Below are 24288 nucleotides of genomic sequence, written 5' to 3'. Positions count from 1 at the left end.
GCGGGCACGGTCTTTCGTCGGCCGAGGAACGACGCGACGACCATGGGGACTCGGAACAGCGGTGCGTGTACGGGGTGTTGGGCGAACGGCGGTTCAGCGAACGCTGGGTGGCGGCCCCGAGCTCTCCCGGACCACCAGCTCCGGCATCGAGACGGGGTGCGGGGCGATCTGCGCGGATGCCTCCAACGCCCCGTGCAGCAGGGCGAACGCGGCCCGTCCGAGGCCGGTGAAGTCCAGGCGTACGGTCGTCAGCGATGGGGTCAGATAGGCGGAGTGCGGGGCGTCGTCGAACCCGACCACGCTGACCTCGCCCGGGACGGACCGGCCGGACTCGTGCAGGGCGCGCAGCACCCCGAGCGCGAGGTCGTCGTTGCCGCACAGGATCGCGGTGACGGCCGGGTCCTTCGCCAGCCGCAGGCCTGCCGCGTGGCCGCCGGCCGGGCCCCAACTGCCCTGCGCGGGACGCGGCTGCGGCGCTCCGGCCTCCCTGAGCGCCTGACGCCAGCCGGTGGTGCGGGCACTGGTACGCCGGGTGCTGGACGGGATGGCGACGTAGTGCACGGTCTCGTGTCCCAGGGACAGCAGATGACGGGTCGCCTCACGGGCGGCCTCCCGGTCGTCGGCCCACACCCAGGGGCGGTCGCCGCCGGGCGGACTCGCGGGGGTCTCGACCACGCCGACGACCGGCAGCCCGGCGGGGACGGCACCCAGAGCCCGCACACCGGCCGGATCGTAGGCGACCACGATCAGGCCGCCGCCGGTGTCCGCCGCCCGCTGCACCTCGGCGGCGACCGCCGCCTCGTCCGCCGATTCGAGGACGCCGATCCCGACCGCGTAGGAGGCGGCACGGGCGGCCTCCTCGATGCCCTGGAGGATCGAGGCGTTGCCGTAGTGGGTGGTGTTGGCGGTCAGCACGTTCACCGCTCTGCTGCGACCGCTGGCCAGGGCCAGCGCGGTGGCGTTGCGGCGGAAGCCCAGCTCCTCGATCGCCGCGAGCACCCGCTCCCGGGTGGACGGCTTGACGCTGGGATGTGCGTTGATCACCCGGGACACGGTCTGGTACGAGACCCCGGCGGCGGACGCGACATCCCTGATACTCGCCGGGCGCTTCGTGTGACCGGTCACATTCATGAAAGGATTGTGACCGATCACAAAGAGGTCGTCAAGGGACCATAACGAAGGAGTCACGGCCCCGGGTCGCACTGTCGGGCCAACCGTAGTCGACCGTCGGGTGGGCGGACTGACGGGGTCTGAGGGGTGACGGCTCAGACGCCACCACGCGACGGGCGGCCGGCAAAGGAACCGGCGGACTCAGAGCCCGACGGTCGACGATCGCACGCCTTGAGCGCCGTGGGGATGCGGTCGAGGACGGGGTAGGGGAGCAGGCCGTAGTGATAGAAGTCCACGGCGTCCGCCCGTCCGGGACCGGTGGCCGCCAGCGTCTTCTCCGCGAGCGCGTCGGCGGACGCGGTGTCCGGTGCCCCCGGGCGCAGAACGGCCCGCAGGGTGCAGGTGTCCGGGAGAACCGCCCGGTAGGCGGCGGTGTCGGCCGCGACGCGGGCCGGGTCGCGGGCGTAGGCGAGGACGGCGTAGCCGGGAACGACGGCTCCGACCGCCGCGGGGTCGACGCCGATCCGCCAGGCCTCTTCGGCCGCGAGCGCGCCGGTCGGCAGGCCGTCGGCGTACCCCTTGACCGCACCGGTCAGATCGAGGAAGACCAGCTGGGAGCCCTCGCCCGCCACGGCGTCGGCCACGGCGGCGGCGAGCGAGGTGACCGTGTCGAAGCGGGTACGCGTGTACGCGGCGACCGACTCCCCGGCCGCGTCGGCCAGTTCCCCGGGGACCAGGGCGACCGGCAGCGGGTCGCCGCCGTCGAGCAGCCGGCCGACGGTGCGGGTGGCCGCGGTGCGGGCCGCGGCGGAGTCCACCCCCGCGCTGTCGGCGCGCTCGACGCAGGACGGGCAGAAGCACAGGCCGAGCAGGAACTCCTCCACCGGGCCGAGCGGTACGAAGCTGCGTTCGTGGTGGTAGCCGTGCCCGAAGGAGCCGAAGTGGAGCGACTCGGACACCACCGCGTCCACTCCCTGCCGGGCCACGGAACGGCCGAGCGCGACGGCGTAGGCCCGCACGTCCGGGTTGGCGGGGCACAGGTCGGCCGGGGCGGCACGGTCGCCGAAGCAGTTCTCCTGGGTGACGTCGGGGTGGGCGAGGCCCAGCGTGGTGTTGTGCAGGAAGACGGTCCAGCCGTGCAGGGCGGCGCCGCGTTCCGCCGTACGCAGGCGCAGTTCGCGCAGTGGCTCGCGTTCGGCGCCGGCCTGCACCGGCGGCTTCAGGCGCACCTGGCCGAACAGGTCGGCCGGCGGCGGGAAGTGGGTGCCGTCGTGCCGAAGGGTGACCCGGGCGGGGCCGTGCGGGGTGACGTCACGGGCGCGGTGGTAGGCAGCGGCGACAGTGAGGGTGTCGCAGCCGTACGTGCCGAGGACCCGGTCGAGGACGACGTCCGTGCCCTCCGCGTGGAGGTCTTCGACGAAGGCGTAGACGGAGGACGTGGACGGAGCGGCCGCGGGTGTCGGGCGCGCCGAGGACGTCGGTGGGCTGGGGTGCATCGGGATCCTGTCGCTTTCCTGGGCAGAGGGCAGAGGACAGAGGGCAGAGGGCAGGGGGGCAGAGGGCGGGGGGCGGGAGTCCTGGTGGCGCTCAGTGCTCGGCGGCCTTGTGCTGGCCGCCGTCCCGTACGCGGGAGGAGCCGAGGACGTGGGAGATCTCCATGCCGGTGCGGACGACCATGGGGCCCACCTCACGGACCCGGGCGGGGGTCATCCGGGTGGTCAGGCCGGAGACGCTCAGCGCTCCGACCGGCGCGTCGGTGTGGTCGAAGATCGGGGCGGCGACGCACCGTACCTCCGGTTCGTTCTCCCGGTCGTCGATCGCGTAGCCCCGGCGCCGGACCCGGTCCAGTTCGAGGCGCAGCCGTTCCGCGTCGGTGACCGTGTACGCGGTGACCGGAGGCATTCCGGCGTCCACCACGACACGGAACGACTCCTCGCCCTGCCAGGCGAGGATGGCCTTGCCGACGGCGGTCCGGTAGGCGGGGACGCGGCTGCCGATGCGGGAGCCCATGCGGACGTTGGTCTCGTTCTCCACCTTGTCGATGTAGACGACGTCCGGCCATTCGCAGACCACGAGGTGGCAGGTCTCGCCCACCAGGTGCTGCAGCAGCCGCAGCGGTTCCGCGGCGACGGTCCGCAGGTCGAGTGAGGAGAGGTAGGCCTGGCCGAGCCGCAGGGTGCCGTGGCCGAGCCGGAACCACCCGGTCTCGCGGTCGCGGACCAGCAGGTCGGACTCCACCAGAGGTGAGGTGAGACGCAGCACCGTGCTCTTGTTGATGCCGAGATCCTCCGCGATCCGGGTCAGGGACATGCCCCGGCCGGTGCCGGCGTGGTCGCGGATGTACTCGAGGACGGTGAGGGCGCGGCGCAGCGAGGTGGCCTGGTTGCGGCGGACCGGTGCGGTCATGTCGTACTCCTCGGCAGCAGGCCGCGGGCGACGGCGTCGCGGGCGGTGGCCAGGTGCCTTCCGGCCCGGGCGAGTGAGACCTCGTGGTGGCCGGGGAAGAGCGCGTCGACGTCGAGCGCGGCCAGCCGCAGCAGACTGTCCGCGTACGCGGGCACGCGGCAGTCATGCAGATTCTGCAACGAGATGCGTCCCTGGGTGAAGACGCAGTCTCCGGAGAAGAGTGCCTGGTAGGCCGGGGTCCGCAGGTGGTAGCAGGTGTGGCCGTCGGCGTGGCCGGGGGTGGCCACGGCCCGGACGACGACTCCCGCGCCCAGATCAATCTCGGTGCCGTCGGTGACGGGTTCGACGCAGGGGCAGGGCCGGAAGGCGTAGTCGTCCGGGTAGACCCCGGCGGCCCTGCCCTTGTCCACGCTGAGACCCCGCTCGTCCCCCTCGGCGATCCAGCGCACCGCCGCGGCCCCGGCCAGCACGCGCAGCCCCGGGAGTTTCTCGGCGAGGGCGGCTGCCCCGCCCGCGTGATCGGCGTGGCCATGGGTGAGCAGGAGGTGGTCCGGGTCGGGGCCCGTGCAGCGCGCCTTCCGCAGGATGCTGTGCGCGGAGCGGCCGGCGCCGGCGTCGACGAGTACGCTCCGGCGGCTGCCCCGCACGAGATAGACATGACAGTCCAGCGGGTCGCTGAGATCGAAACCGGCCGCGCCGCTGGCGAGGAGACTGACGTGGTCGGTCAGCTGCATGGCCGCCGCCCCTGCTGCGGAATGTCCGCGGTGCGGACCTGGCGAGCTCGTTCCTGCGGCGAGTTCTCGGCGGCTCCGGCCGGGCGCGGCGGGGCGTCGTCCGCGGGGGAGTCCCTACGGGCTCGCTCCTGCGGCGGGATGCCCACGCCGGGGAGTGACCTCTCGTCGAGCCGCCTGCCCGTGGCGCGGATCGTGGCCACCACGATCCGCGCGGCCAGCTCCACCTCCGCCAGGTCCACCGATTCGGCCGCCGCGTGGGCGTCCGTCACGGAGCCGGGGCCGAACACCACCGATGGGATCCCGGCCCGGGCCAGCTTGCTGGCGTCCGTGCCGAAGGGCATGCCCTGGATGTCGCGGGGGAGGCCGTGGGCGGCGAGGGCGTCGCACAGCGCGGTGACGACCGGGGCGTCGGACGGGGTGTCCAGGGCCGGGTCGACCGTGAACGGAGGGTCCACCTCGGTGCCCAGGGCGGTCAGTTCGTCGTGGTCCTGCTGCCAGACGGCCTCCGGGGCCTCGCCGGGGAGCGTACGGCGGTCGACGTCCACCTCACAGCTGCCGGGGATGGTGTTGGGGCCCGTGCCGCCGCGGACCCGGGTGACCGAACGGGTGGCGGGCCCCAGGAGCGGATGCGGCGCCACGGCGGGGCGGGTGGCGGCGAGGTGGGCGATGACGGGGGCCATCAGCGAGATCGCGTTGACCGCCTCCTCGGGCCGTGAACTGTGCCCCGCCCGGCCCGTGGTGCGCACGGTGTAGCGCACCACGCCCTTGTGGGCGGTGGCCGGCACCAGCCCCGTGGGCTCGCCGACCAGCGCGCCGACGACACGGCGGCCGGCCAGCGTTCCGAGCAGGTGCAGGACGCCCCGGTAGGCGTGTTCCTCGTCGCAGACCCCGGCCAGCACGACCGTGAGCGGCGGCGGCCCGCCACGGGCGAGTTCGGCGGCGGCCAGCATGAACGCGGCGAGCGGCCCCTTGGCGTCGCAGGCACCCCGCCCGTACAGCCGGCCGTCGCGGACCTCGCCGTCGTGGGACGGGACCGTCATGCCGTCCGTCTCGACCGTGTCGAGGTGCGATTCGAGAAGCACCGCCGCAGGATCCCGGCCGGGAACGACGGCCACCACGTTGCACCGCCCCGGCAGCACCTCGTGCAGCTCGGCCCGTACGCCGTGCCGGCCCAGCCAGTCCCGTACGTAACGGGCCACCGCCGTCTCGCCCCCGTCGCCCGGCGCGCCCCGGGGGTTCACGCTGGGGATGCGTACAAGATCGCGCACGAGGTCCCGTACGGCCCCATTCGCGTCCCGGGACGCCGGGGACGTCATGTCCTGCGCTCCCTCGCGTAGACGAGGAGCAGGCCGATGATCAGTACGCCGAGGACGACCTGGCGTACGCCCTCCGACAGGTTCCAGGAGATCAGCAGCGCGGTCAGCAGAGTGAGCAGCAGGGCGCCGCCGACCGTGCCGAGGAGGTGGCCCCGGCCGCCGAGGATGGAGGTGCCGCCGAGCACGACGGAGGCGATGGACAGGAGTTGGTACGGGTTGCCCATCGTCAGCGAGCTGGTCCCGGTGAAGCCGAGCAGTACCAGTCCGGCCACTCCGGCGAGCAGCGCGCAGGACACGTACGCGGTGAACGCCGTCGCGCCGAGCGGCACCCCGGAGGCGCGGGCCGCGTCCTCGCCGGCGCCGAGTGCGAACGCGTACCGGCCGGTGCGGGACAGGTGCAGCAGCCAGCCGGCGACGGCCGTGACGACCAGCCACAGGACGAACGACCAGGGCACCCCCAGCAGCTTGCCGTTGGCGAGCGAGTCCAGCAGGGACAGGTGGGCGGAACTGGGTGAGCCGTCGGTGTACACCAGCAGGGCGCCGGACAGGATGGTGCCGGTGGCGAGGGTCATCACCATCGGCGGCACCCGCAGCCACACCACGCCGCCCGCGTTCACGGCGCCCACCAGCGCGCTGAGCGCCATGGCCGCCACGATTCCGCTCACGCCGCCGCCCGTGCCGGAGGCGACCTTGGCACAGACGACCGCGGACAGGGCGACCACGCCGGACACCGACAGGTCGATGCCGCTCATGATCACGACGAGGGTCTGGCCGACCGCGACGATGCCCAGGAACGACGCCGTCTGCACCAGGTAGCGCACGTTGGAGACGCTGTCGAAGCCGTCCGCGAACAGGATCGCCGCGAGCCAGGTGACCCCGAGGACGCCGAACGCCCAGGCCGCGCGACTGCCGCGCAGCGCGGCGATGGCCTCGGTGCGGATCGTGCCCGTCACGCCGCTCATACGGCCGCCTCCCTGGTGAGGTACGTCTTCAGGGCCAGTGCCGCCACGAGGATCACTCCTTGCACGATGAGCTGGTAGAAGGGCGATATCCCGGTGAACAGCAGCAGGTTGGTGAGCAGGCCGATGACCAGCGCGCCCAGAACGGTGCCGCGCATCCGGCCGACCCCGCCGAAGAAGCTGATCCCGCCGAGCACGCACGCGGCGATCGAGTTGAGTGTGTACGGCGTGCCGATGGTCGGATCCGCCGAGCCGGTCTGCACGGCCAGCCCGATCCCGGCGAGTCCGGTGAACGCGCCCGCCAGTCCGTATCCGGCGATCTTCGTGCCGCGGGTGTGCAGACCGCTGGCGTAGGCGCCGTGTTCGTTGCCGCCCACGGCGTAGAGGGCGAGCCCGTGTCGGGTGGTGCGCAGCACCTTCCACGCGGCGAGCACGAGGGCGACGGCCAGTGCGGGTACCGCGAGGCCGTTCCACCCGTTGTTGTACGCGTTCACCAGCCCGCCCGGGACGTGCCCCCCGGGCTGCGGCAGGACGATCAGGGTGACGCCGCTCCACAGGAATGACGCGGCGAGCGTCACGACGATCGGGGGCAGACCGGCGTACGCCACGAGGGTCCCGTTCGCCGCCCCGGCCGCGACGGCCGCGCACAGGGCGGCGACGGCGGCGGTCACGACCCCGCCCGCGCCGTGCGCGTCGTAGGTGGCGAACACGGCCATGGCGAGCCCGAGTACGGCCCCCAGCGAGAGGTCGATGCCCCCGAGCAGCATCACGGTCGTCTGTCCCGCGGCGGCCAGGATCAGCGGCAGGAACTGTGCGGACAGGATGGTGACGGAGGCGGGGCTGAGCAGGCTGGAGTCGTAGTGCTGGTAGGCCACGAGCACCACCAGCAGGAGGACGAGCAGTCCCACGAGGTCGGTGTTTCCCCGGGCGGCCGAGGCGATCCGTTCACGCATGGGCCACACTCCCGGGCTCTGTCTTCGGGTCCGAGACCGGGGCCGGGTCCACAATCGGGTCCACAAGGGGGCCCGGGTCCACTTCCGGATCCCGTTCCCCATCCGGATCCGGGGCCGGCGGCAGGGGCGCCGCCGGGTCCGTGGCGGTGCCCATCACCGAGGCCCGTACCAGGCGTTCCTCCGTCAGGGCCGGGCCCGTCAGGCGGTCCACGATCGTGCCCTCGTACAGCACCGCGACCTCGTCGCACAGGCCGACCAGTTCCATGGTGTCTCCCGAGGTGACCAGCACGGCCAGGCCGTCGTGGGCGAGGCGGCGCAGGAGGTGGTAGATCTCGCGTTTGGTGCCGATGTCGATGCCGCGTGTCGGTTCGGCGAGCAGCAGGACGCGGGGCCCGGTCGGCAGCCACTTGGCCAGCGCCACCTTCTGCTGGTTGCCGCCCGACAGGCGACGGGCCTCCTGCGCCGGGGAGGTGGCCTTGACCCGCAACCGCTCGATCAGTTCTCCGACCAGTCGGGTCTCGGCGGTCCGGTCGACGGTCGTGAGGCGACGCCGGGGGGCGAGGGTGCGCAGGCTGGGCAGGGCGAGGTTGTCGCGGACGCTGCGCGCGGTGTGCACGCCCTCGGTCTTGCGGTCCTCGGGGACGTAGGCGATGCCGTGCCGGATCGCGTCACGGGGGGACGGCAGCCGTACCGGCCGCCCGTCGAGCGTGACCTGTCCGGTGTGGCGGGCCAGGCCGAACAGGGCGCGCAGCACCTCGCGCTGGCCCTGGCCCTGCAGTCCGCCGAGGCCGAGGATCCGTCCGGGCACCAGGTCCAGGTCGACGCCGGAGCACGTGCCGGCGACGGTGAGGCCGCGGGCCCGGAGCAGCGGCTCACCGGTGGGACCGGTCGCCTTCGGCGGGAAGAGATCCGACAGTTCACGCCCCACCATCAGCCGCACGATGTCGTCGTGGTCGGTCCGCTCCCGTTCCCGTGTCGCCATCACCGCCCCGTCCTTCAGTACGGTCAACCGGTCGCTCACGGCGAAGAGTTCGGCCATGCGGTGGCTGACGAAAATCACCGACCCACCGCGTCCGCGCAGGTCCCGCACGACCCGGAAGACGGCGTCGACCTGTTCCTCGTCGAGTGCCGAGGTCGCCTCGTCCAGGATCAGCAGGCGCGGTTCTCCGGCCAGCGCCTTGGCCAGTTCGACCAGTTGCTGACGGCCGAGCGGCAGGCGACCGGCCCGGGTGCGCGGGTCGACGTCCAGGCCGACCCGCTCCAGCAGGGGCAGGGCCCGCGCCGCGAGGTCGCGGGCCCGCACCAGACCGCGCCGGCTTGGCCAGTCGCCGAGGAAGATGTTCTCCGCGACGCTCTGGTGCGGGTTGAGGCTCAACTCCTGGTGGACGGAGCAGATCCCGGCGGCCCGGGCGCGGTGGGGAGACCACGCCCGGGTGACGGGAGCGCCGTCGTGGACGACCCGGCCGGAGTCGGGCGTCAGCAGCCCGGTGACGAGGGAGAGCACGGTGGACTTGCCGGCCCCGTTCTCACCGACGAGCGCCAGTACCTCTCCGGGCTCGACGGTGAAGCTCACCTCCCGCAACACCTGGTTCCCGGCGAACGACTTGGACAGCTCTTCCACGCTCAGCAACGGCGCCATGGTCACTTTCCGATGAGCTTGTCGATCTCGGACTGCGGCAGGTCGTTGATCGGGTACGAGTCGTCCGGCTGGTCGGTCTTCACGTAGTCGGCCAGGTTCTTGTCGTTGATCTCGGGGAGCGGGACGGTGATGTCCTGCGGGACGGCCACGCCCTCCCGCTTGGCGACCGCCGCCTCCAGGGCGATGACCCCGAGGTAGTTGGGCTGGGCGGTGGCGAGCGAGGAGAAGCCGTCCTTCTGGTGGGACCGCCACATCTTCAGGAAGCCGTTGTAGTTCTCACCGGTGACGGGAACGAGCTTCTTGTCCTGCTTGACCAGGGTCTGCAGCGCGGCCGCGGACAGTGCGCCGCCCTGTGAGAAGACACCGTCGATGTCCGGGTGCGCGGAGTAGGCGGAGGCGAAGGCCTGGGCGGCCGGGGCGAGGTTGTACTCGCTGTGCACATTGCTGACGATCTTGATGTTCGGATACTTCTTGAAGACCGCCGCCGCACCGGCCCAGCGGTCCTCGCTGACGGCCACGCCGGCCGGGCCGTTCATGGCGATGACGCTGCCCTTGCCCTTGAGCTTGTCCGCCAGCCAGGTGGCCATCATCGAGCCCCACGCCTTCTGGTCGGTGCCCACTCTGATGACCTTCGTGCTGGTCGGCAGGGAGTCGAAGCCCACCACGGTGATGCCGGCCGCGACCGCCTGTTCGAGCGCCGGGTTCAGCGCCGTGGAGGAGCCGGCGTCGACGATGATCACGTCGTACTTCTGCTGGATCATGGCGCGGATCTGCGCGATCTGCTGCGAGGTGTCGCCGTTGGCGTTGAAGGTCTTGAACGCGCTCACCTTGCCGGCCGACTTCAGCTCGCTGACGTCGCCTTCCATCATCTTCAGGGTCTGCTGCATCCATGACGGGGTCAGGTAGATGGTCGACCAGCCGACCCGGAGGCCCTTGGCGGCCACCGCGGAGGCACTCGCGCCGGTCTTGGCGGTGGAGCTGTCGGACTGGACGTCGCACGCGCTGATACCGGCCAGCGCACACAGGGAGGCCGCGACTGCCACCGCACCGCGTACAGAACCTGCGTTCATGGAAGCTCCTCAGTTCGATCGGGAGACCCCGGGCCGGACCGAGTGGGCCCGAGGGTCGGTGAGTTGGGGAGCGGTCATTCGTGAGGCCCGCGCGCCGGAGCAGGGGTGTTCCGGCCGGTGGGGGGCGCTTTGCCCGATGAGGACCGTTCTGTTGAGACGGCAACGTAGGAGGTGCGCGCGGTGCGACACCACGTCTGCAACACTAAATTTCGCATTGCACAACATGGCCGCTCGGAGGGGTGCGACGGCCGCCGGTCATCCGGTATCAGTGACGGTGCGCACGCGGGCTCTCGTCGGCCGCGCCGGGTGCCGACGTCCGGACCGGAGCGGGCCGCCCGCCTGCCCCGCGCCCGGCGTCACATCGGCCCGGCCGCCGCCCGGCGGGCGAGGAAGACGAACTCCCGGCCGGGACGGTCGGGGGCGCCGCGCACGTCGTCCACCGTGTACCCCGCGGCGACCAGGTCCGCCTCAACCTCCCGCCGCTCCCGGAAACGCAACGTCGACTCCGACGTCAGCACGTGGCCGTCCGCCGCGAAGACGTAAGTCCACCGGAAGGTCACCAGCGGCCCTCGCACCTCGGTCGTCTCGACCCAGCTCGCCACCGCGCCCACGCCGCGGATCTCACTCACGCGGTACGACCGCTCCCGGTTCCACTCCTCCCAGGCCCTGCGGGCCGGATCCCGGGTCTCGAACACCTGAAATCGGACCTTTGCATGATCATGCGAGATCATGCATACTCTTCCTATGTCCAAGGTCCTCACCTCCCTTCCCGCCGGCGAGCGCGTCGGCATCGCCTTCTCCGGCGGTCTCGACACCTCCGTCGCGGTCGCGTGGATGCGCGACAAGGGCGCCGTCCCGTGCACCTACACCGCCGACATCGGCCAGTACGACGAGCCCGACATCGCCTCGGTGCCCGGCCGCGCGAAGACCTACGGCGCTGAGATCGCGCGCCTGGTCGACTGCCGCGCGGCGCTGGTCGAGGAGGGCCTGGCAGCGCTCACCTGCGGGGCGTTCCACATTCGCTCGGGCGGGCGTGCCTACTTCAACACCACGCCGCTCGGCCGGGCCGTCACCGGCACCCTGCTGGTCCGGGCGATGCTCGAGGACAACGTCCAGATCTGGGGCGACGGCTCGACCTTCAAGGGCAACGACATCGAGCGGTTCTACCGGTACGGCCTGCTCGCCAACCCCCATCTGCGGATCTACAAGCCCTGGCTGGACGCGGACTTCGTGACCGAGCTCGGCGGCCGCAAGGAAATGTCGGAGTGGCTCGTCGCCCACGAGCTGCCGTACCGCGACAGCACGGAGAAGGCGTACTCCACCGACGCCAACATCTGGGGCGCCACCCACGAGGCCAAGACCCTGGAGCACCTCGACACGGGCGTCGAGACCGTGCAGCCGATCATGGGCGTGCGGTTCTGGGACCCCGAGGTCGAGATCGCCACCGAGGACGTGACGATCGGCTTCGACCAGGGCCGCCCGGTGACGATCAACGGCAAGGACTTCGCCTCCCCCGTCGATCTGGTGATGGAGGCCAACGCCATCGGCGGCCGTCACGGCATGGGCATGTCGGACCAGATCGAGAACCGGATCATCGAGGCCAAGAGCCGCGGCATCTACGAGGCGCCCGGCATGGCCCTGCTGCACACGGCGTACGAGCGCCTGGTCAACGCGATCCACAACGAGGACACCATCGCCCAGTACTACAACGAGGGCCGGCGCCTCGGCCGGCTGATGTACGAGGGCCGCTGGCTGGACCCGCAGGCCCTGATGGTGCGCGAGTCGCTGCAGCGCTGGGTCGGCGCGGCCGTCACCGGTGAAGTGACGCTGCGGCTGCGGCGCGGTGAGGACTACTCGATCCTCGACACCACGGGCCCGGCGTTCAGCTACCACCCGGACAAGCTGTCCATGGAGCGCACCGAGGACTCGGCGTTCGGCCCGGTGGACCGCATCGGCCAGCTCACCATGCGCAACCTCGACATCGCCGACTCGCGCGCCAAGCTGGAGCAGTACGCCGGGCTCGGTCTGATCGGCACCGGAAGCCCCGCCATCGGCGCCGCCCAGGCCGCGGCGACCGGACTGATCGGCACCATGCCTCAGATGCCGGAGGGCGGCGCCGAGGCCATCGCCTCCCGCGGCGAGGTCTCCGACGAGGACGTGCTGCTGGACCGGGCCGCGATGGAGTTCGGCACGGACTGACCGGTCCCGTCGACATCCCGTGACGCGACGGGACGAGGCCGGCTGGGCGCGAACGGCGCCCAGCCGGCCTCGTCCCGTTGTCCGGCCGCCGCGGCCCCGCGCATGACGCCCCCGCACATGACACGCCGCCGGATGGCCGATCCGGGTAGCCCGCGGGCGAATCGGGCTTAATGTCCGGAATATGAATACAAAAAGCCTTTCGTACTTGGCGTGTGCCGTAGCGGTCGTCGGCGCGGGGCTCGGGGCCGCCCCGCCGGTCCCCGCCCATGCGACCCACGTGGTCAGCCCGGGGGAGTCCATCCAGAAAGCCGTGGACATCGCCCGATCCGGTGACACCGTCCTCGTGAAGCCCGGCACCTACCACGAGAGCGTCAAGGTGACCACGCCCGGCCTGACCCTGCGCGGCACCGGCCCGAGCACGGTGATCGAACCCGGCACGGACAAGTCCGCCAACAGCTGTGCCCAGAACGGCAACGGCATCTGCGTGATCGGCACGAAGGACCGCAACGTCGAGGGCGTCACCGTCACCTCGCTGACCGTGTCCGGCTTCACCGGGACCGGGGTGTTCGCCATGGGGACGGACGGGCTGACCGTGCGGGACGTGACGGCGGTGAAGAACGGGGTGTGGGGCATCGCCCAGGAGCAGTCGGTCCGCGGTGTGTTCCGGCACAACACCGCCAAGGACAACGGCGACGCGGGTCTGTTCCTCGCCAACACGGTCAAGGAGGAGCAGGGCGCGACGGACACCCAGGGGACAGTGGTCGAACACAACCGGCTGGAGGGCAACCGGATCGGCGTGACCGTCCGGCGTCTGCGCAACCTCACCATCGCGTTCAACCACCTCACCGGCAACTGCGCGGCGGTGTTCGTCGTCGGGGACGAGAACAAGCCGAGGGCCGGCTTCGTGACCGTGAGCGACAACCGCATCGCGCGCAACAACAAGTCCTGCCCGAAGACCGAACGGCTGGACGCCCTGCAGGGCTCGGGCATCGTCCTGACCGGAGCCGAGGACAGCCTCGTGACACGGAACGTGATCACGGAGAACGTCGGCACCTCCGCGCTGTCCGGCGGCATCGTGCTGTTCAAGAGCTTCGTCGGTACCACCAGCGAGCGGAACCGGATCAGCGACAACAAGCTGGAGGGCAACTCCCCGGCGGACCTCGTCAACGCGGACACCGGCAAGGACAACGTCTTCGAAGGCAACACTTGCCTGGCGTCCCGGCCCGCCGGCCTGTGCTGACCCGCCGACCGTCACCCTCCGTGGACCCAAGAAGGAAGGAAGGCGGCACATGACGACCGCTGAGACTGCCCCACCGCCGTCCATGCGACTGAGGGAGCTCGCGTTCGGGGCGGCGTGTGCCGCCGCCCTGCGCGCGGGGGCCCGGCTGGGAATCGCCGACGCCCTCGGAGACAGCCCCATGACCGTGGCGGACCTGGCGGCCGCGGTGAAGACCGAAGCCCGGCCGCTGCGACGGCTGTTGCGGGCCTTGTCCTGCTACGGAGTCTTCGCCGAAAAGCCGGACGGGACGTTCGCGCACACCGACATGTCCCGGCTGCTGCGCGAGGACGACCCGAACAGCCTGCGCAACATCACCCTGTGGTGCACCGAGCCGTGGACCTGGGACGCGTGGCCGAAGCTGGACGAGGCGGTGCGCACCGACCACAACGTGGTCGAGGACCTGTACGGCAAGGAGTTCTTCACCTACCTCAACGAGGACGCCCCCGAGTCGGCCACGGTCTTCAACCGCGCCATGACGACCTCCAGCGAGCAGTCGGCGCGGGACGTCGCGGCTCTCCTCGACCTGTCGGGGAGCACCTCGGTCGCGGACATCGGCGGCGGCCAGGGTCACGTGGTGGCGAGCCTGCTGGACAAGTACCCCTCGATGCACGGCAGCCTGCTCGATCTGCCGCGCGTGATCGACAACGCCGTGCCACGGCTGCGTGAGGGCGACCTCGCGCCCCGTGCCCGTATCGTGCCCGGCGACGTGCGCGTGAGTGTCCCGGTCAAGGCCGACGTCTACATCATCAAGAACATCCTGGAGTGGGACGACGACAGCACGGCCCGGACCCTGCGCAACGTCATCGAGGCGGGCGGGCCCGGCACGCGGATCGTGGTCATCGAGAACCTCGTGGACGACACGCCCTCCATGCGGTTCAGCACCGCCATGGACCTGCTGCTGCTCCTCAACGTCGGAGGGGCGAAGCACACCACCCAGAGCATGGTCGACCGACTGACCGACGCGGGCCTGGTCATCGACGACATCCGGCCGGTCAACCCGTACCTGCACGCGTTCGACTGCCACGTCCCCGAGTGACCCGTCCGCCCCGCGGACAGACGGCCGCCGGGCCCGCAGCGTCGCGGGCCCGGCGGCCGTTCGTGGTCGGTCGGGTCAGCCGGCCGGGTCACGCTCCCAGAGGTAGAAGCGCTGCGCCATGGCGTCCTTCGGGGACCGCCACGTCTCGGGGTCGTACGCGCTGACGTACGCCGACAGGCGCTCACTGACGTCCCGGAACGCGGGATGCCCGGTGACCTTGGCGATGGCCGGGCCGGGCTCGCTCTCGGACTCGACCAGGTGCATGTACACATCGCCGAACTGGAAGAGGCTGCGCCGGACCACACCGACGAGGTGCGGCAGCTCTCCCCGGTCCGACTCCGCGAACACCTTGGCGATGTCGGGAGCCGAGCCCGGAGCCATCCGAGCGACGATCAGAGCCTGGTGCATGGGATCCGTCCTCTCCGCTCAGTCGGCCAGGACCGACGCGGGCTCGTGCCCGGCGGCAGCCTTCTCGATCTTGTCCCGGATCAGGGCCATCTGGACCTTGGAGTTCCGGTTGATGTTGTCGGTCATCCAGTCGTCGTCGACCGGCGCCTCGGGCTTCATCGCGAAGTCCTGGGTCCACACCATCCGGGTGCCGGCGGGAACCTCCTCGTACTTCCAGTGGATGTCCATGTGGTCGAACGGTCCCGTCTCGACCCGGCGGGCCCGGACACTGAGCTTCTCGCGGTCCGGCTCCCGCTCCGAGACCCAGCTCCACACGGTGCCGTTCTCGTCCGGGTGCATGGTCAGCCGGAAGGTGGTCCGTTTCCCCTCCCGGTTCAGGATCTCGACGGAGGCGTACTCGCTGAACAACTGGGGCCAGTTCGCCAGGTCGTTGGTCATGTCCCAGACCAGGTCCAGGGGCGCGGCGATAGTGATCTCGTTCTGCGTGTGTCCGGCCATGTCAGGCTCCCGCCGTCATCAGGGCACCGTTGACCTGGTCGAGGAACTGCCGGGGCGTCTTGCAGCGCTCCGCGTCCGGCGGCATCGGTGTGCCGTACCGGTTCTCCAGCTCGCCCACGATGCCGAGCAGACCCAGCGAGTCGACGCCGAGAGTGTCGAAGCCGGCCTCGGTCTGCTCCTTGAGCTCCTGCGGGGCGACGGTGACCCCGGCGCACTTCTTCATGAGCTCGGACAGCTCTTCCACGGTGATGTGTTCACTCATGCGGTTCTTCTCCTTTGTCGCATCGGGTCGCCTCAGCACGAGGCGGCGGCCGCGCCGTGCCGCAACACCAACGCCGAGTTCGACCCCATGAGGCCCCGGCTCAGGACCAGCGCCGTGCGCGTCTCGGCGACACGGGCGCGGGTGGTCACGAGGTCGAGGTCATGGCAGATGTCGAAGACGTTGGGGGTAGGGGGGATCAGGCCGTGCTCCATCGCGAGCACCGCCGCCGCGACGTCCAGCACCGGCGCCGCGCAGTAGCCGCGGCCGATGCCGGTCTTCGGCGCGGTGACCGGCACCCGCCCACCGTGCGCGCCGAGGGCGTCGGCGATCGCCAGCGCCTCGGCACGGTCCGCCTCCGGTACACCCAGCGCGTCCGCGAAGACCACGTCGATCTCCTCGGGGGCGCAGCCGGCCTCGTCCAGGGCACCGCGGATGGCCTGGGCGAGCCCCTCGCGGGACTGCTCCCAACGGGAGGCGCCGGTGAACGTGGCCGCATGACCGGCGACGGTGGCGCGCACCCGCGCGCCCCGCTCCCGGGCCGAGGACTCCGCCTCCACGACCAGCATGGCGCCGCCCTCGGCGGGCACGAAACCGCACGCTCCGTCGGTGAACGGGCGGTAGGCGCGCGTCGGTTCGTCGGCGGTGCTCAGCTCCTCGTAGCCCAGCTGGCAGACCACGGAGTAGGGGGCGAGCGGCGCCTCGGTCGCGCCCGCCATGATCACATCGGTGCCCCGCCGCACGGCCCGCGCCGCGTGCGCGACGGCGTCCAGGCCGCCGGCCTCGTCGGAGGCGATCACCCCGCAGGGGCCCTTGAACCCGCGGCGGATGGAGATCTGGCCGGTGCTGGCGGCGTAGAACCAGGCGATGGACTGGTACGGACCGACGAAGCGCGGGCCCTTGCCCCACAGTTGCTGCAGTTCCCGCTGCCCGAACTCACCGCCGCCGGAACCGGCCGCGGTGATCACGCCCACCGAGAACGGTTCCTCGCAGGTGTCGGCCTGGCCGAGGCGGGCGTCTTCCAGCGCGAGGTCCGCCGCGGCCATCCCGAAGTGCGTGAACCGGTCGGTCTGGACGAGAAAGCGCTCCTCGACCGCCGCCGACGGCTCGAAGTCGCGGACCTCGCCCGCCACCCGCAGCGGCAGGTGCTCGCAGCCCTCGCGAGTGACCCGGTCGAGGACGCTGATACCTGCCTGGGTGGACTTCCAGAAGGACTCGGTGCTGGTTCCGTTGGGCGCGACCACGCCGATTCCGGTGACGGCGGCGCGCCGTGCATGCGGTTCGCTCATGGTGTCCTCTCCCTCGGCCGGGTCAGGACCACCGCGGACTGGAATCCGCCGAACCCGCTGCCCACGGAGAGCACGCCGTTCAGTCTCCGTTCGCGAGCGACGCGTGGGACGTAGTCCAGATCGCACTCGGGGTCCGGTGTCTCGTAGTTCGCGGTGGGCGGTACCACCTGGTGGGCCAGGGCCAGCACACAGGCGACGACCTCGATCGCGCCGATCGCGCCGAGCGAGTGCCCCACCATGGACTTGATGGAGCTCATGGGCGTGTCGTACGCGTGCTGCCCCAGGGCCAGCTTCACCGCGGCGGTCTCGTGACGGTCGTTCTGCTGGGTGCCCGACCCGTGCGCGTTGACGTAGTCGATCGCCGTGCCGTCGAGTCGGGCGTGGTCGAGGGCGTCCTTGATGGCCCGGGCCATCTCCAGGCCCTCGCTGGTCAGACCGGTCATGTGGTAGGCGTTGCCGAAGGTCGCGTAGCCGCTGAGTTCGCAGTACACGTGAGCGCCGCGGGCCCGGGCGTGTTCGAGTTCCTCCAGGACCAGTACGGCGCCGCCCTCGCCCATGACGAACCCGTTGCGGTCGGCGTCGAACGGGCGCGAGGCATGGGCGGGGTCGTCGTTGTTGGGGGACGTGGCCTTGATCGCGTCGAAGCAGGCCATGGTGATCGGTGAGATGGGCGAGTCCGAGGCGCCGGCTATGCAGACGTCGGCCCTGCCCTCCTCGATCGTGTGGAAGGCGTACCCGACCGCGTCGAGCCCCGACGTGCAGCCCGTGGAGACGGTCTGCACCGGTCCGCGCGCCTCGAACCGTTCCGCCACCGTCGAGGCGAGGGTGCTGGGCGAGAACGCGCGGTGCAGGTGCGGCCTGGCCTCCCGGTGGTCCACGTCCCACCGCTGTCCGCCGCTGCTGACCAGGACGTAGTCGGACTCCAGGCGGGTGGTGCCGCCGACCGCGGTGCCCAGGGACACCCCGACGCGCCACGGGTCCTCGCGGCCGAGGTCGAGACCGGAGTCCCGTACCGCCTCCTCCCCGGCGACCAGGGCGAACTGGATGTACCGGTCGCACCGGGCGATCTGTTCCGGCTCCAGGCCACAGGCCGCCGGGTCGAAGTCGCACTCGGCGGCGATCCGTGAACGCAGACCGCTCGGGTCGAAGAAGGTGATGCCGCGCGTCGCGGTGCGCCCCTGGGAGAGCAGATCCCAGAACGCCGGTACCCCGACGCCTCCCGGGGCGACGATGCCTATGCCGGTGACCGCCACCCGCCTGGTCATGACCGGACCTGACGTCGTTCGGCCGCCCGGCCGGCGCCCGCGGGAACTTCCTCCACCCGTGCCGGGGCGGCGTCGGTCTCCTCGGTGTCGACGTGGCCGAGCGGCGGGCTCGGAGCCAGCGGGCCCAGGTGGAAGACGAGACGGGCCTCCACGTTGCCGACGTTGCGGAAGCGGTGGCGCATGTGGGCGGGGATCATCAGCCCCTGCTCGGGTTGCAGCGGGTGGGGCTCGCCGTCCAGGTCGACCTCCAACTGGCCGCAGACGACGTAGATGAACTCCTCGGAGTAGGGGTGGTAGTGCTCGGCGATGCGGTCGCCGGGCTGCACGATGGCCACGCCCATGAAGCCGCTGGTGGAGCCGACGGTGTTGGGAGTGAGCATGGGGCGCAGATCGCCGCCACGCCGGGTGTTGGGCTCCACCTCGCGGAGATCCACGATTCTGGGACGGGGTTTGGTCACGACGTTGCTCCGATCGTGTGCTGTGTCGACAGGGGGCCGTGGCCGCCGCGTGCGCGGGCCGGACGGATCAGGCGTCGGGTGAACGGCGGTCGGTGACGAGTTCCATGCGGGCGAGCTTGAGCAGCCGCCGCAGGTCACCTTCGCCCGGTGCGGAAGCGGCCGCGCCGGTGGCGTCGTCCAGGAACGTGGTCAGCTCGGCGACCTGCTCGGGGTCCGGGAGGCCCAGGAGCAGCTCGGGGTCACCGGCGTCGAGTCCGCCGCGCACGTCGACCAGCCGTACCACGACGTCGTCGCGCTGGAAGATCGTGCTGCGCAGGACCGGGCTGCGCGGATCGCCCGCGGCTGCCTCGTCCCGCTGCGCGAGCAGTTCGGCCAGCCGCAGGCCGCGGCCGGGCCGGGCGGGGTAGTGCAACGCGTGCCGTTCCGCCGCCGGGTCGTCCTGCTCCGCCGTCACATGGTGGACGGCGGGCAGCGCCGCCCGGGTGAAGAAGACCCGCGCGGACTCCGGATCGTTGAGGTCCCGGTCCTGCTCCAGATAGGGGTTGATGGCCTCCTCGACGGCCCGTACCTCGGGCTGCCGGGCGACGTGGCGCAGCGCCGCGAGCAGGTCGCCCCGCACCTCGATGGCCCGCACCACCCGGTTGCCGTGCATGAACAGCGAGGTGCGGCACAGCCGGGTGGTGTCGTCGACCTGCGGCTGGGGGGAGGCGTAGTCGGAGAGGATCTTCGCGACGGTCGCCTCCTTGCCCGGCTTGACCGTGAAGGTGAGCGCGTGACGGATCAGGCCGTCACCGATCCGCGGTGACGCCTGGAGACTGCGTTCACCGGCCCGGGCGTCCGCGGCGGGGCCGCCGGTCTCGCGGACGACATGGAAGCGAAGCGACCTGGTGTCCCGGACACAGCTGTGCAGCGGCTCCACCATCCGCACGTGCTCCTCGCTGTTCACCCAGGTGAGGAAGGGGGGCGCGCTCTCCCACTCGCTGGTGATGAGCCACTGGGAGGGGTTCTCGATCGACTGGCACAGCTGGTCGCTGACATGACCGGGCACGGACGCGACCTGGTTGCAGAGCTGCTCGTACGCCTCCAGGAACTGCCGCTGGGCACCGTCGTGGACGTCCACCAGCAGGACGACCCGGAGACGTGAGCCGTCGAACACGGACTGGGACACACGCTGTGCCCCCTGCGGCGACAGCGGTGATGAAGCGGGGACAGACGTGGTGGTCATCCTGGGCACATCTCCTTCGCGGGAGGGAATGCGAACCCCGGTCGCGGTGATCCGCAGCGAGCGTGATTCGATCCTGTGCCGGTCCCCACCGGCGCGCGATTCGTATGGACTACGTGGGTGACCCGCCCGGGGCCCGGACGACCCGCCTCGCCGCCGCTTCCCACCGGGCGCGTCGGCCGACAGCCAAGGCCGCCGGCCGACGCGTCCTACCGGGGCAGGTCGGTGAGAGCAGGTCAGGTCAGTGCCAGAACGGTCGTCAGGACTTGACGCAGCGTCGACTCGGCGTCCGGGACCGCACCCGGCGATCGCCACGCGACGAACCCGTCGGGCCGGACGAGCACGGCGCCCCCGGGTGAGATGCCGTGACGTTCCAGCCAGTCCGCGCCGTCCTCGGTCGCCGGCTCGACGTCGGCTCCTGCCCCCACCCGGTACGAGGTGAGCGGGACGGACATCTGCTTCGCGAGCCGAATGGCGGACTCGTGCCACCCGTTCGGCTCACCGGCGTCGCTGAGCAGGACCAGGGACCGTTCGTAGAGGTCGAGGGTGGAGATCCGCTCGCCCCGGTGCCGTACCCACAGGTGGGGCGCCCGGCTGCCGGGTTCCCCGGTCAGGGCGAGTTTCTCCGGGACCACCGCGGCCGCGGGATCGGTGCCCACCACGGCACCGTTCGGGTAGCGGTAGCCGAGGGCCACGTTGAGGATGCCGCGCTGTGGCCCGCCGCCACCGGCCGCGGGAGGTGGGGCGAAGCCGGGGTGGCTGTGCTCGGCGGACCGGGCGGCCGCACGGGCGGTGGTCGCCTCCGCGACCGGACGGCGTTCGGCGTCGTAGGTGTCCAGCAGCCCCTCACCCGCCCAGCCGTCGAGCACCGCGGCCAGCTTCCAGGCGAGGTTGTGCGCGTCCTGGATACCGGTGTTGGAGCCGAAGGCGCCGGTGGGGGACATCTCGTGGGCCGAGTCCCCGGCCAGCAGGACGCGGCCCGACCGGTAGGACCGCGCGACGCGTTGCGCGGCGTGCCAGCGAGCCTTGCCGGTGATCTCCACGTCGAGGTCCGCGTCGCCGACCGCCCGGCGGATGTGGTCGGCGCAGCGCTGGTCGGTGAACTCCTCGATGCTCTCGCCGTGTTCGGGGTGCCAGGGGGCGTGGAAGACCCAGTTCTCACGGTTGTCCACCGGCAGCAGGGCGCCGTCCGCGTCCGGGCTGGTCAGGTAGCAGACGATGAAACGGCGGTCGCCCACCACATCGGCCAGACGGCGGGAGCGGAAGGTGATGCTGACGTTGTGGAACAGGTCGCCGGGGCCGGACTGACCGATGCCGAGCTGCTCCCGCACGGGGCTGCGAGGGCCGTCGGCAGCGACCAGGTAGTCCGCGCGGATGGTGGTGTGCTCACCGGTCTCCCGGCTCTTGACGATCGCGGTGACACCGGTGGGATCGCTGTCGAACGACATCATCTCGGTGGAGAACCGCAGGTCGCCGCCGAGCGTCGCGGCACGGTCGAGGAGGACCGGCTCCAAGTCGTTCTGGCTGCACAGACACCATGCGCTCGGGCTGAACCGGGCCAGTCCGCCGCCCGGATCGATCTCACGGAACAGCCACTCGCCCGCGTCACCGACCAGGGTGGGCGTCTGCAGGATGCCGTGGTTGTCGGCCAGCGTCGCCGCGGCCTGCTGGATCGCCGGCTCGATGCCGGCCACGCGGTACAGCTCCATGGTGCGTACGTTGTTGCCCCGCCCCCGGGGGTGGATGGAGGTGCCGGCATGGCGCTCCACGAGGGTGTGCCGTACCCCCAGTCGGCCCAGGAACAGGGAGGTCGACAGCCCCACCAGGGAGCCGCCGACGATCAGGACCGGGACCTTGTGGACCGTGCCGCCGGCCTCACCGGCTCTTTCGTTCATCACTCGCCTCCAGCGCGTCATGTCCGCCGACTCGGCCGGATACGGCCGGGGCCCTCATGTATGCCCCGCACGGTGGAGGGCGGCTCAGTCTTCACCCGCTGGGTGGGGGTGGCCGGGGACGCGATCGCGGAGCGTCGGGTCGGCGAGACGGGCCGGGCCCGCCGACTTCTGGTCGGCGGGCCCGGCGTCCGGTGGTCTGTCTCCTGGGTGGTCAGTTGACGCGGACGATCTTCCAGAGCTGGTCGTCGATGTTCAGGTCGTTCCACTGGATGACGGATGCGCCATTGGAGGTGGAGGACTGGGCGACGGCGACGTCGAGGCCGCTGTTGACGTTCCTGAGCTTGTAGTAGCCGTTGCCCGCGTCGGTGAGCGTCCACTTCTGCGAGGTGGCGGTCGACGGCGTGTTCTGGACGACGGCCGCTCCCGCGGCGGTGGAGCCGCTCCCGATGTCCAGGCCGAGGTTGCTGCTGACGCCCTTGACGGTCCAGGCTCCGCCGCCCGCGGACTGGAAGGTGAACAGCTGGCAGAAGCAGGCCGAGTTCTGCCACTGGTCGGCGGCCGTACCGGCGGAGGTGGAGTCCTTGGGGATGTCGAGGTTCTTGCCGCTGTTCTTGTTGACGAGGACGTACTGTCCGGTGCCCAGCGGCGGCAGGGCGACCTGGGTGAAGCTCCAGCGCTGGCAGGCGCAGCCGGTGCCGCTCCACTGACCGGCGGCGGTGCCGGGGGCGGTGGAGGCGCCCGGGATCTCCAGGTACTTGCCGGTGACGCGGTTGGTGAGGGTGTAGCCACCCGCCGGACTGGGGGCGACGGCCCACTCGTGGTCGAGGGTGTTGTTGTCGTCCCACTGGAGGATCTTCGCGCCGTCCGCGGTGGACTGGTTCTCCACGCCGAGGACCTTGCCGGTGGCGACGGCGAAGATCTTGAAGTAGCCGGAAGGCTGCTGCGCGAAGCGCCACTGCTGGTCGGTGGCGTTGTCGGCGTTCTGCTGGGTGGCGAAGGTGCCGTTGGCGGTGGAGCCGCCCGTGATGGCGAGCTTCAGGTTGCTGTTCGCGTTGGACAGCGTGTAGACGGCGCCGTCCGAGATGCCGCCACCCAGGTCGACGGTGCTGTAGGTCACCGGGTTGACGCCGGAGCTTCGGGCGCGTCCCCCGCTGAGCACCAGCAGGCTGTGGCCGTCGGACAGCGGGAGCAGGCCCCGGCTGTAGCCGCCGGCGACATTGGAGCGGATCCTGGTCCAGGCGTCCGCGGCGCCGTTGTCGGTGTTGACGAACAGGTCGTCCTGGGATTCCCCGCTGACGACGAGGGTGCCGTTCGGGCCGCCGGTGGGCAGCCAGGTGACGTACGGCGCCCCGCTGGGGATGGTGCCGTCGGTCGCCCGCAGTACCCGCCCGGGGGCGGAGGCGAACGCCTCGGGGTCGGAGGAGAGGTGGTAGTAGACCGAGCAGCCGCCCTCGGGTGCGCCGCAGTACTCGTGGGTCATCACATAGGTGCCGTTGGGCAGCCGGGTGACCACCGGCATGCCGGGGCGGTCCGGATAGTTCGGCATCGCCACGTCGTCCACGACCGGACCCCAGGTGCGGAGGCCGGTGGACACCTGGTGCACGATCTTCTGGCCGTGGGCGGTGTCGCGCTGGTCGGAGTAGTAGACGATGAGCCGGTTTCCGTTGCTGAGGAAGAACGGCTCCCAGACGGGGGTGTAGCCGTTGGTGGAGAACGCCGGGCCGCCGGTGGCGATGTTGGTGACGAAGCTCCAGGTCTGCCCGCGGTCGGTGCTGGCATACAGGTCGATCTTGGACGCCGACCGGTCGCCGGGCACCGAGTCACCGGCGGCCAGGATGGTCCCGGCCGGGAAGTCGCCCATCGCGGTGGGCAGTTCGAACAACTGGGGTTCCCACCGCATGCCCCAGCCGTTCTGGGTGTCGACGACGTCCGAGATCTTCGTCCAGGAGTTGCCGTTGTCGGTGCTGCGGTAGATCGGGAAGACCGGGGTGCCGGAGGTGTACTGCTCGAACGTCGCCAGCATGGTGCCGTTGGCCGAGCCGTTGTGCTCCAGACGCAGCGCCCGGGGGTAGAACGACCCGGGTGAGGGGGCATTCGACGGCGGGGTGTACATCGTCTGCGACGGACGGGCGAGGGCCTCCGCCCTGCCCGCGGTCGGCAGAACCAGCGTCGCCACCGCGGCGAGCAGGGCGAGCAACGACGTGAGGAAGAAGAGGGGACGGGAACGCGGGGCGGCGCCGGGTCTGGCGCCTGGCTGTGCGGGGGACATGTGCGGCTCCAGGGTTGCGAAAGG

The 24288-nt window shown here is 71.4% G+C and carries 21 protein-coding genes and 1 pseudogene; 3 read left to right on the top strand and 19 right to left on the bottom strand.

The genetic code is table 11. The features are described 5' to 3' along the window. Positions 1-93: 93 nt before the first annotated feature. The 10 genes and pseudogenes from ACFYRY_RS24675 to ACFYRY_RS24630 form a co-directional block, all read right to left on the bottom strand. Positions 94-1131: a LacI family DNA-binding transcriptional regulator gene (locus tag ACFYRY_RS24675; RefSeq protein WP_389149498.1), complete on the bottom strand. Its 1038-nt coding sequence runs from the start codon at positions 1129-1131 to the stop codon at positions 94-96. A gap of 134 nt (positions 1132-1265) precedes the next feature. Then, a complete protein-coding gene (locus ACFYRY_RS24670) occupies positions 1266-2606 on the bottom strand; it encodes a hypothetical protein (RefSeq protein ID WP_389149495.1) in 1341 nt (446 codons plus the stop codon). 91 nt (positions 2607-2697) lie between these two features. Further along, complete coding sequence (locus tag ACFYRY_RS24665; RefSeq protein ID WP_389149491.1) at positions 2698-3516, bottom strand: IclR family transcriptional regulator; 819 nt, start codon at positions 3514-3516, stop codon at positions 2698-2700. After that, positions 3513-4250 carry an MBL fold metallo-hydrolase gene (locus ACFYRY_RS24660; protein WP_389149488.1) on the bottom strand — a complete coding sequence of 246 codons (738 nt, stop codon included), beginning with the start codon at positions 4248-4250 and terminating at the stop codon, positions 3513-3515. Before ACFYRY_RS24660 ends, ACFYRY_RS24665 begins: the two co-directional genes overlap by 4 nt. After that, positions 4241-5566: a M20 family metallopeptidase gene (locus ACFYRY_RS24655; protein ID WP_389149485.1), complete on the bottom strand. Its 1326-nt coding sequence runs from the start codon at positions 5564-5566 to the stop codon at positions 4241-4243. Before ACFYRY_RS24655 ends, ACFYRY_RS24660 begins: the two co-directional genes overlap by 10 nt. Beyond that, entirely contained in the window at positions 5563-6528 is a 966-nt protein-coding gene (locus tag ACFYRY_RS24650; RefSeq protein WP_389149483.1) for an ABC transporter permease, read from the bottom strand. The genes ACFYRY_RS24655 and ACFYRY_RS24650 overlap by 4 nt, the downstream gene beginning before the upstream one ends. Further along, on the bottom strand, positions 6525-7478 hold the full coding sequence (locus tag ACFYRY_RS24645) for an ABC transporter permease (protein ID WP_389149481.1): 954 nt from the start codon (positions 7476-7478) through the stop codon (positions 6525-6527). Before ACFYRY_RS24645 ends, ACFYRY_RS24650 begins: the two co-directional genes overlap by 4 nt. Continuing rightward, positions 7471-9117 carry a sugar ABC transporter ATP-binding protein gene (locus ACFYRY_RS24640; protein WP_389149477.1) on the bottom strand — a complete coding sequence of 549 codons (1647 nt, stop codon included), beginning with the start codon at positions 9115-9117 and terminating at the stop codon, positions 7471-7473. The genes ACFYRY_RS24645 and ACFYRY_RS24640 overlap by 8 nt, the downstream gene beginning before the upstream one ends. A gap of 2 nt (positions 9118-9119) precedes the next feature. After that, positions 9120-10187, bottom strand: coding sequence for an ABC transporter substrate-binding protein (locus ACFYRY_RS24635; protein WP_389149475.1), 1068 nt, complete (start codon positions 10185-10187; stop codon positions 9120-9122). Between the two features lie 356 nt (positions 10188-10543). Beyond that, positions 10544-10882 (bottom strand): annotated as a pseudogene (locus ACFYRY_RS24630) (SAM-dependent methyltransferase); the annotation flags it as partial. A gap of 49 nt (positions 10883-10931) precedes the next feature. Here ACFYRY_RS24630 and argG point away from each other — a divergent pair. The 3 genes from argG to ACFYRY_RS24615 all read left to right on the top strand — a co-directional run bounded on the left by argG (position 10932) and on the right by ACFYRY_RS24615 (position 14701). Beyond that, positions 10932-12386: an argininosuccinate synthase gene (gene argG, locus ACFYRY_RS24625; protein WP_389149472.1), complete on the top strand. Its 1455-nt coding sequence runs from the start codon at positions 10932-10934 to the stop codon at positions 12384-12386. Between the two features lie 181 nt (positions 12387-12567). Further along, entirely contained in the window at positions 12568-13626 is a 1059-nt protein-coding gene (locus ACFYRY_RS24620) for a nitrous oxide reductase family maturation protein NosD (protein ID WP_389149469.1), read from the top strand. Positions 13627-13675: 49 nt separating this feature from the next. Continuing rightward, a complete protein-coding gene (locus ACFYRY_RS24615) occupies positions 13676-14701 on the top strand; it encodes a methyltransferase (protein WP_389149466.1) in 1026 nt (341 codons plus the stop codon). 75 nt (positions 14702-14776) lie between these two features. On the opposite strand, the gene ACFYRY_RS24610 is transcribed toward ACFYRY_RS24615, so the two are convergent. From ACFYRY_RS24610 to ACFYRY_RS24570, 9 genes are all read right to left on the bottom strand, one after another. Next, the gene (locus ACFYRY_RS24610; protein ID WP_389149463.1) at positions 14777-15109 is read right to left on the bottom strand and encodes a TcmI family type II polyketide cyclase; all 333 of its coding nucleotides are present in this window, start codon (positions 15107-15109) and stop codon (positions 14777-14779) included. A gap of 18 nt (positions 15110-15127) precedes the next feature. Beyond that, positions 15128-15607, bottom strand: coding sequence for an SRPBCC family protein (locus ACFYRY_RS24605; RefSeq protein ID WP_389149459.1), 480 nt, complete (start codon positions 15605-15607; stop codon positions 15128-15130). A gap of 1 nt (position 15608) precedes the next feature. After that, on the bottom strand, positions 15609-15869 hold the full coding sequence (locus tag ACFYRY_RS24600; protein ID WP_389149456.1) for an acyl carrier protein: 261 nt from the start codon (positions 15867-15869) through the stop codon (positions 15609-15611). Between the two features lie 32 nt (positions 15870-15901). Next, entirely contained in the window at positions 15902-17155 is a 1254-nt protein-coding gene (locus ACFYRY_RS24595; RefSeq protein WP_389149453.1) for a ketosynthase chain-length factor, read from the bottom strand. Next, complete coding sequence (locus tag ACFYRY_RS24590; RefSeq protein ID WP_389149450.1) at positions 17152-18420, bottom strand: beta-ketoacyl-[acyl-carrier-protein] synthase family protein; 1269 nt, start codon at positions 18418-18420, stop codon at positions 17152-17154. Before ACFYRY_RS24590 ends, ACFYRY_RS24595 begins: the two co-directional genes overlap by 4 nt. Further along, entirely contained in the window at positions 18417-18878 is a 462-nt protein-coding gene (locus tag ACFYRY_RS24585; protein ID WP_389149447.1) for a cupin domain-containing protein, read from the bottom strand. Before ACFYRY_RS24585 ends, ACFYRY_RS24590 begins: the two co-directional genes overlap by 4 nt. Before the next feature lie 67 nt (positions 18879-18945). Continuing rightward, positions 18946-20103 (bottom strand): SchA/CurD-like domain-containing protein, encoded by a 1158-nt coding sequence (locus ACFYRY_RS24580; protein WP_389149444.1) that lies wholly within the window; start codon positions 20101-20103, stop codon positions 18946-18948. Positions 20104-20336: 233 nt separating this feature from the next. Beyond that, the gene (locus ACFYRY_RS24575) at positions 20337-21995 is read right to left on the bottom strand and encodes an FAD-dependent oxidoreductase (RefSeq protein WP_389149441.1); all 1659 of its coding nucleotides are present in this window, start codon (positions 21993-21995) and stop codon (positions 20337-20339) included. A gap of 211 nt (positions 21996-22206) precedes the next feature. Beyond that, complete coding sequence (locus ACFYRY_RS24570; protein ID WP_389149438.1) at positions 22207-24264, bottom strand: RICIN domain-containing protein; 2058 nt, start codon at positions 24262-24264, stop codon at positions 22207-22209. Between the last annotated feature and the right edge of the window lie 24 nt (positions 24265-24288).

The sequence above is a fragment of the Streptomyces sp. NPDC005263 genome, from assembly GCF_042872365.1.
Lineage (GTDB): Bacteria > Actinomycetota > Actinomycetes > Streptomycetales > Streptomycetaceae > Streptomyces.
Note: the sequence above shows the minus strand (reverse complement) of the source record. Positions and strands in the feature narration are given on the sequence as shown.

Bases quoted from the DNA above. Each gene is read 5' to 3' on its own strand.
- ACFYRY_RS24580 (WP_389149444.1), bottom strand. From the start codon at position 20,103: ATGACCACCACGTCTGTCCCCGCTTCATCACCGCTGTCGCCGCAGGGG.
- ACFYRY_RS24635 (WP_389149475.1), bottom strand. From the start codon at position 10,187: ATGAACGCAGGTTCTGTACGCGGTGCGGTGGCAGTCGCGGCCTCCCTG.
- ACFYRY_RS24615 (WP_389149466.1), top strand. From the start codon at position 13,676: ATGACGACCGCTGAGACTGCCCCACCGCCGTCCATGCGACTGAGGGAG.
- ACFYRY_RS24655 (WP_389149485.1), bottom strand. From the start codon at position 5,566: ATGACGTCCCCGGCGTCCCGGGACGCGAATGGGGCCGTACGGGACCTC.
- ACFYRY_RS24595 (WP_389149453.1), bottom strand. From the start codon at position 17,155: ATGAGCGAACCGCATGCACGGCGCGCCGCCGTCACCGGAATCGGCGTG.
- ACFYRY_RS24605 (WP_389149459.1), bottom strand. From the start codon at position 15,607: ATGGCCGGACACACGCAGAACGAGATCACTATCGCCGCGCCCCTGGAC.
- ACFYRY_RS24670 (WP_389149495.1), bottom strand. From the start codon at position 2,606: ATGCACCCCAGCCCACCGACGTCCTCGGCGCGCCCGACACCCGCGGCC.
- ACFYRY_RS24640 (WP_389149477.1), bottom strand. From the start codon at position 9,117: ATGGCGCCGTTGCTGAGCGTGGAAGAGCTGTCCAAGTCGTTCGCCGGG.
- ACFYRY_RS24660 (WP_389149488.1), bottom strand. From the start codon at position 4,250: ATGCAGCTGACCGACCACGTCAGTCTCCTCGCCAGCGGCGCGGCCGGT.
- argG (WP_389149472.1), top strand. From the start codon at position 10,932: ATGTCCAAGGTCCTCACCTCCCTTCCCGCCGGCGAGCGCGTCGGCATC.
- ACFYRY_RS24600 (WP_389149456.1), bottom strand. From the start codon at position 15,869: ATGAGTGAACACATCACCGTGGAAGAGCTGTCCGAGCTCATGAAGAAG.
- ACFYRY_RS24645 (WP_389149481.1), bottom strand. From the start codon at position 7,478: ATGCGTGAACGGATCGCCTCGGCCGCCCGGGGAAACACCGACCTCGTG.
- ACFYRY_RS24675 (WP_389149498.1), bottom strand. From the start codon at position 1,131: ATGAATGTGACCGGTCACACGAAGCGCCCGGCGAGTATCAGGGATGTC.
- ACFYRY_RS24610 (WP_389149463.1), bottom strand. From the start codon at position 15,109: ATGCACCAGGCTCTGATCGTCGCTCGGATGGCTCCGGGCTCGGCTCCC.
- ACFYRY_RS24570 (WP_389149438.1), bottom strand. From the start codon at position 24,264: ATGTCCCCCGCACAGCCAGGCGCCAGACCCGGCGCCGCCCCGCGTTCC.
- ACFYRY_RS24650 (WP_389149483.1), bottom strand. From the start codon at position 6,528: ATGAGCGGCGTGACGGGCACGATCCGCACCGAGGCCATCGCCGCGCTG.
- ACFYRY_RS24665 (WP_389149491.1), bottom strand. From the start codon at position 3,516: ATGACCGCACCGGTCCGCCGCAACCAGGCCACCTCGCTGCGCCGCGCC.
- ACFYRY_RS24575 (WP_389149441.1), bottom strand. From the start codon at position 21,995: ATGAACGAAAGAGCCGGTGAGGCCGGCGGCACGGTCCACAAGGTCCCG.
- ACFYRY_RS24590 (WP_389149450.1), bottom strand. From the start codon at position 18,420: ATGACCAGGCGGGTGGCGGTCACCGGCATAGGCATCGTCGCCCCGGGA.
- ACFYRY_RS24620 (WP_389149469.1), top strand. From the start codon at position 12,568: ATGAATACAAAAAGCCTTTCGTACTTGGCGTGTGCCGTAGCGGTCGTC.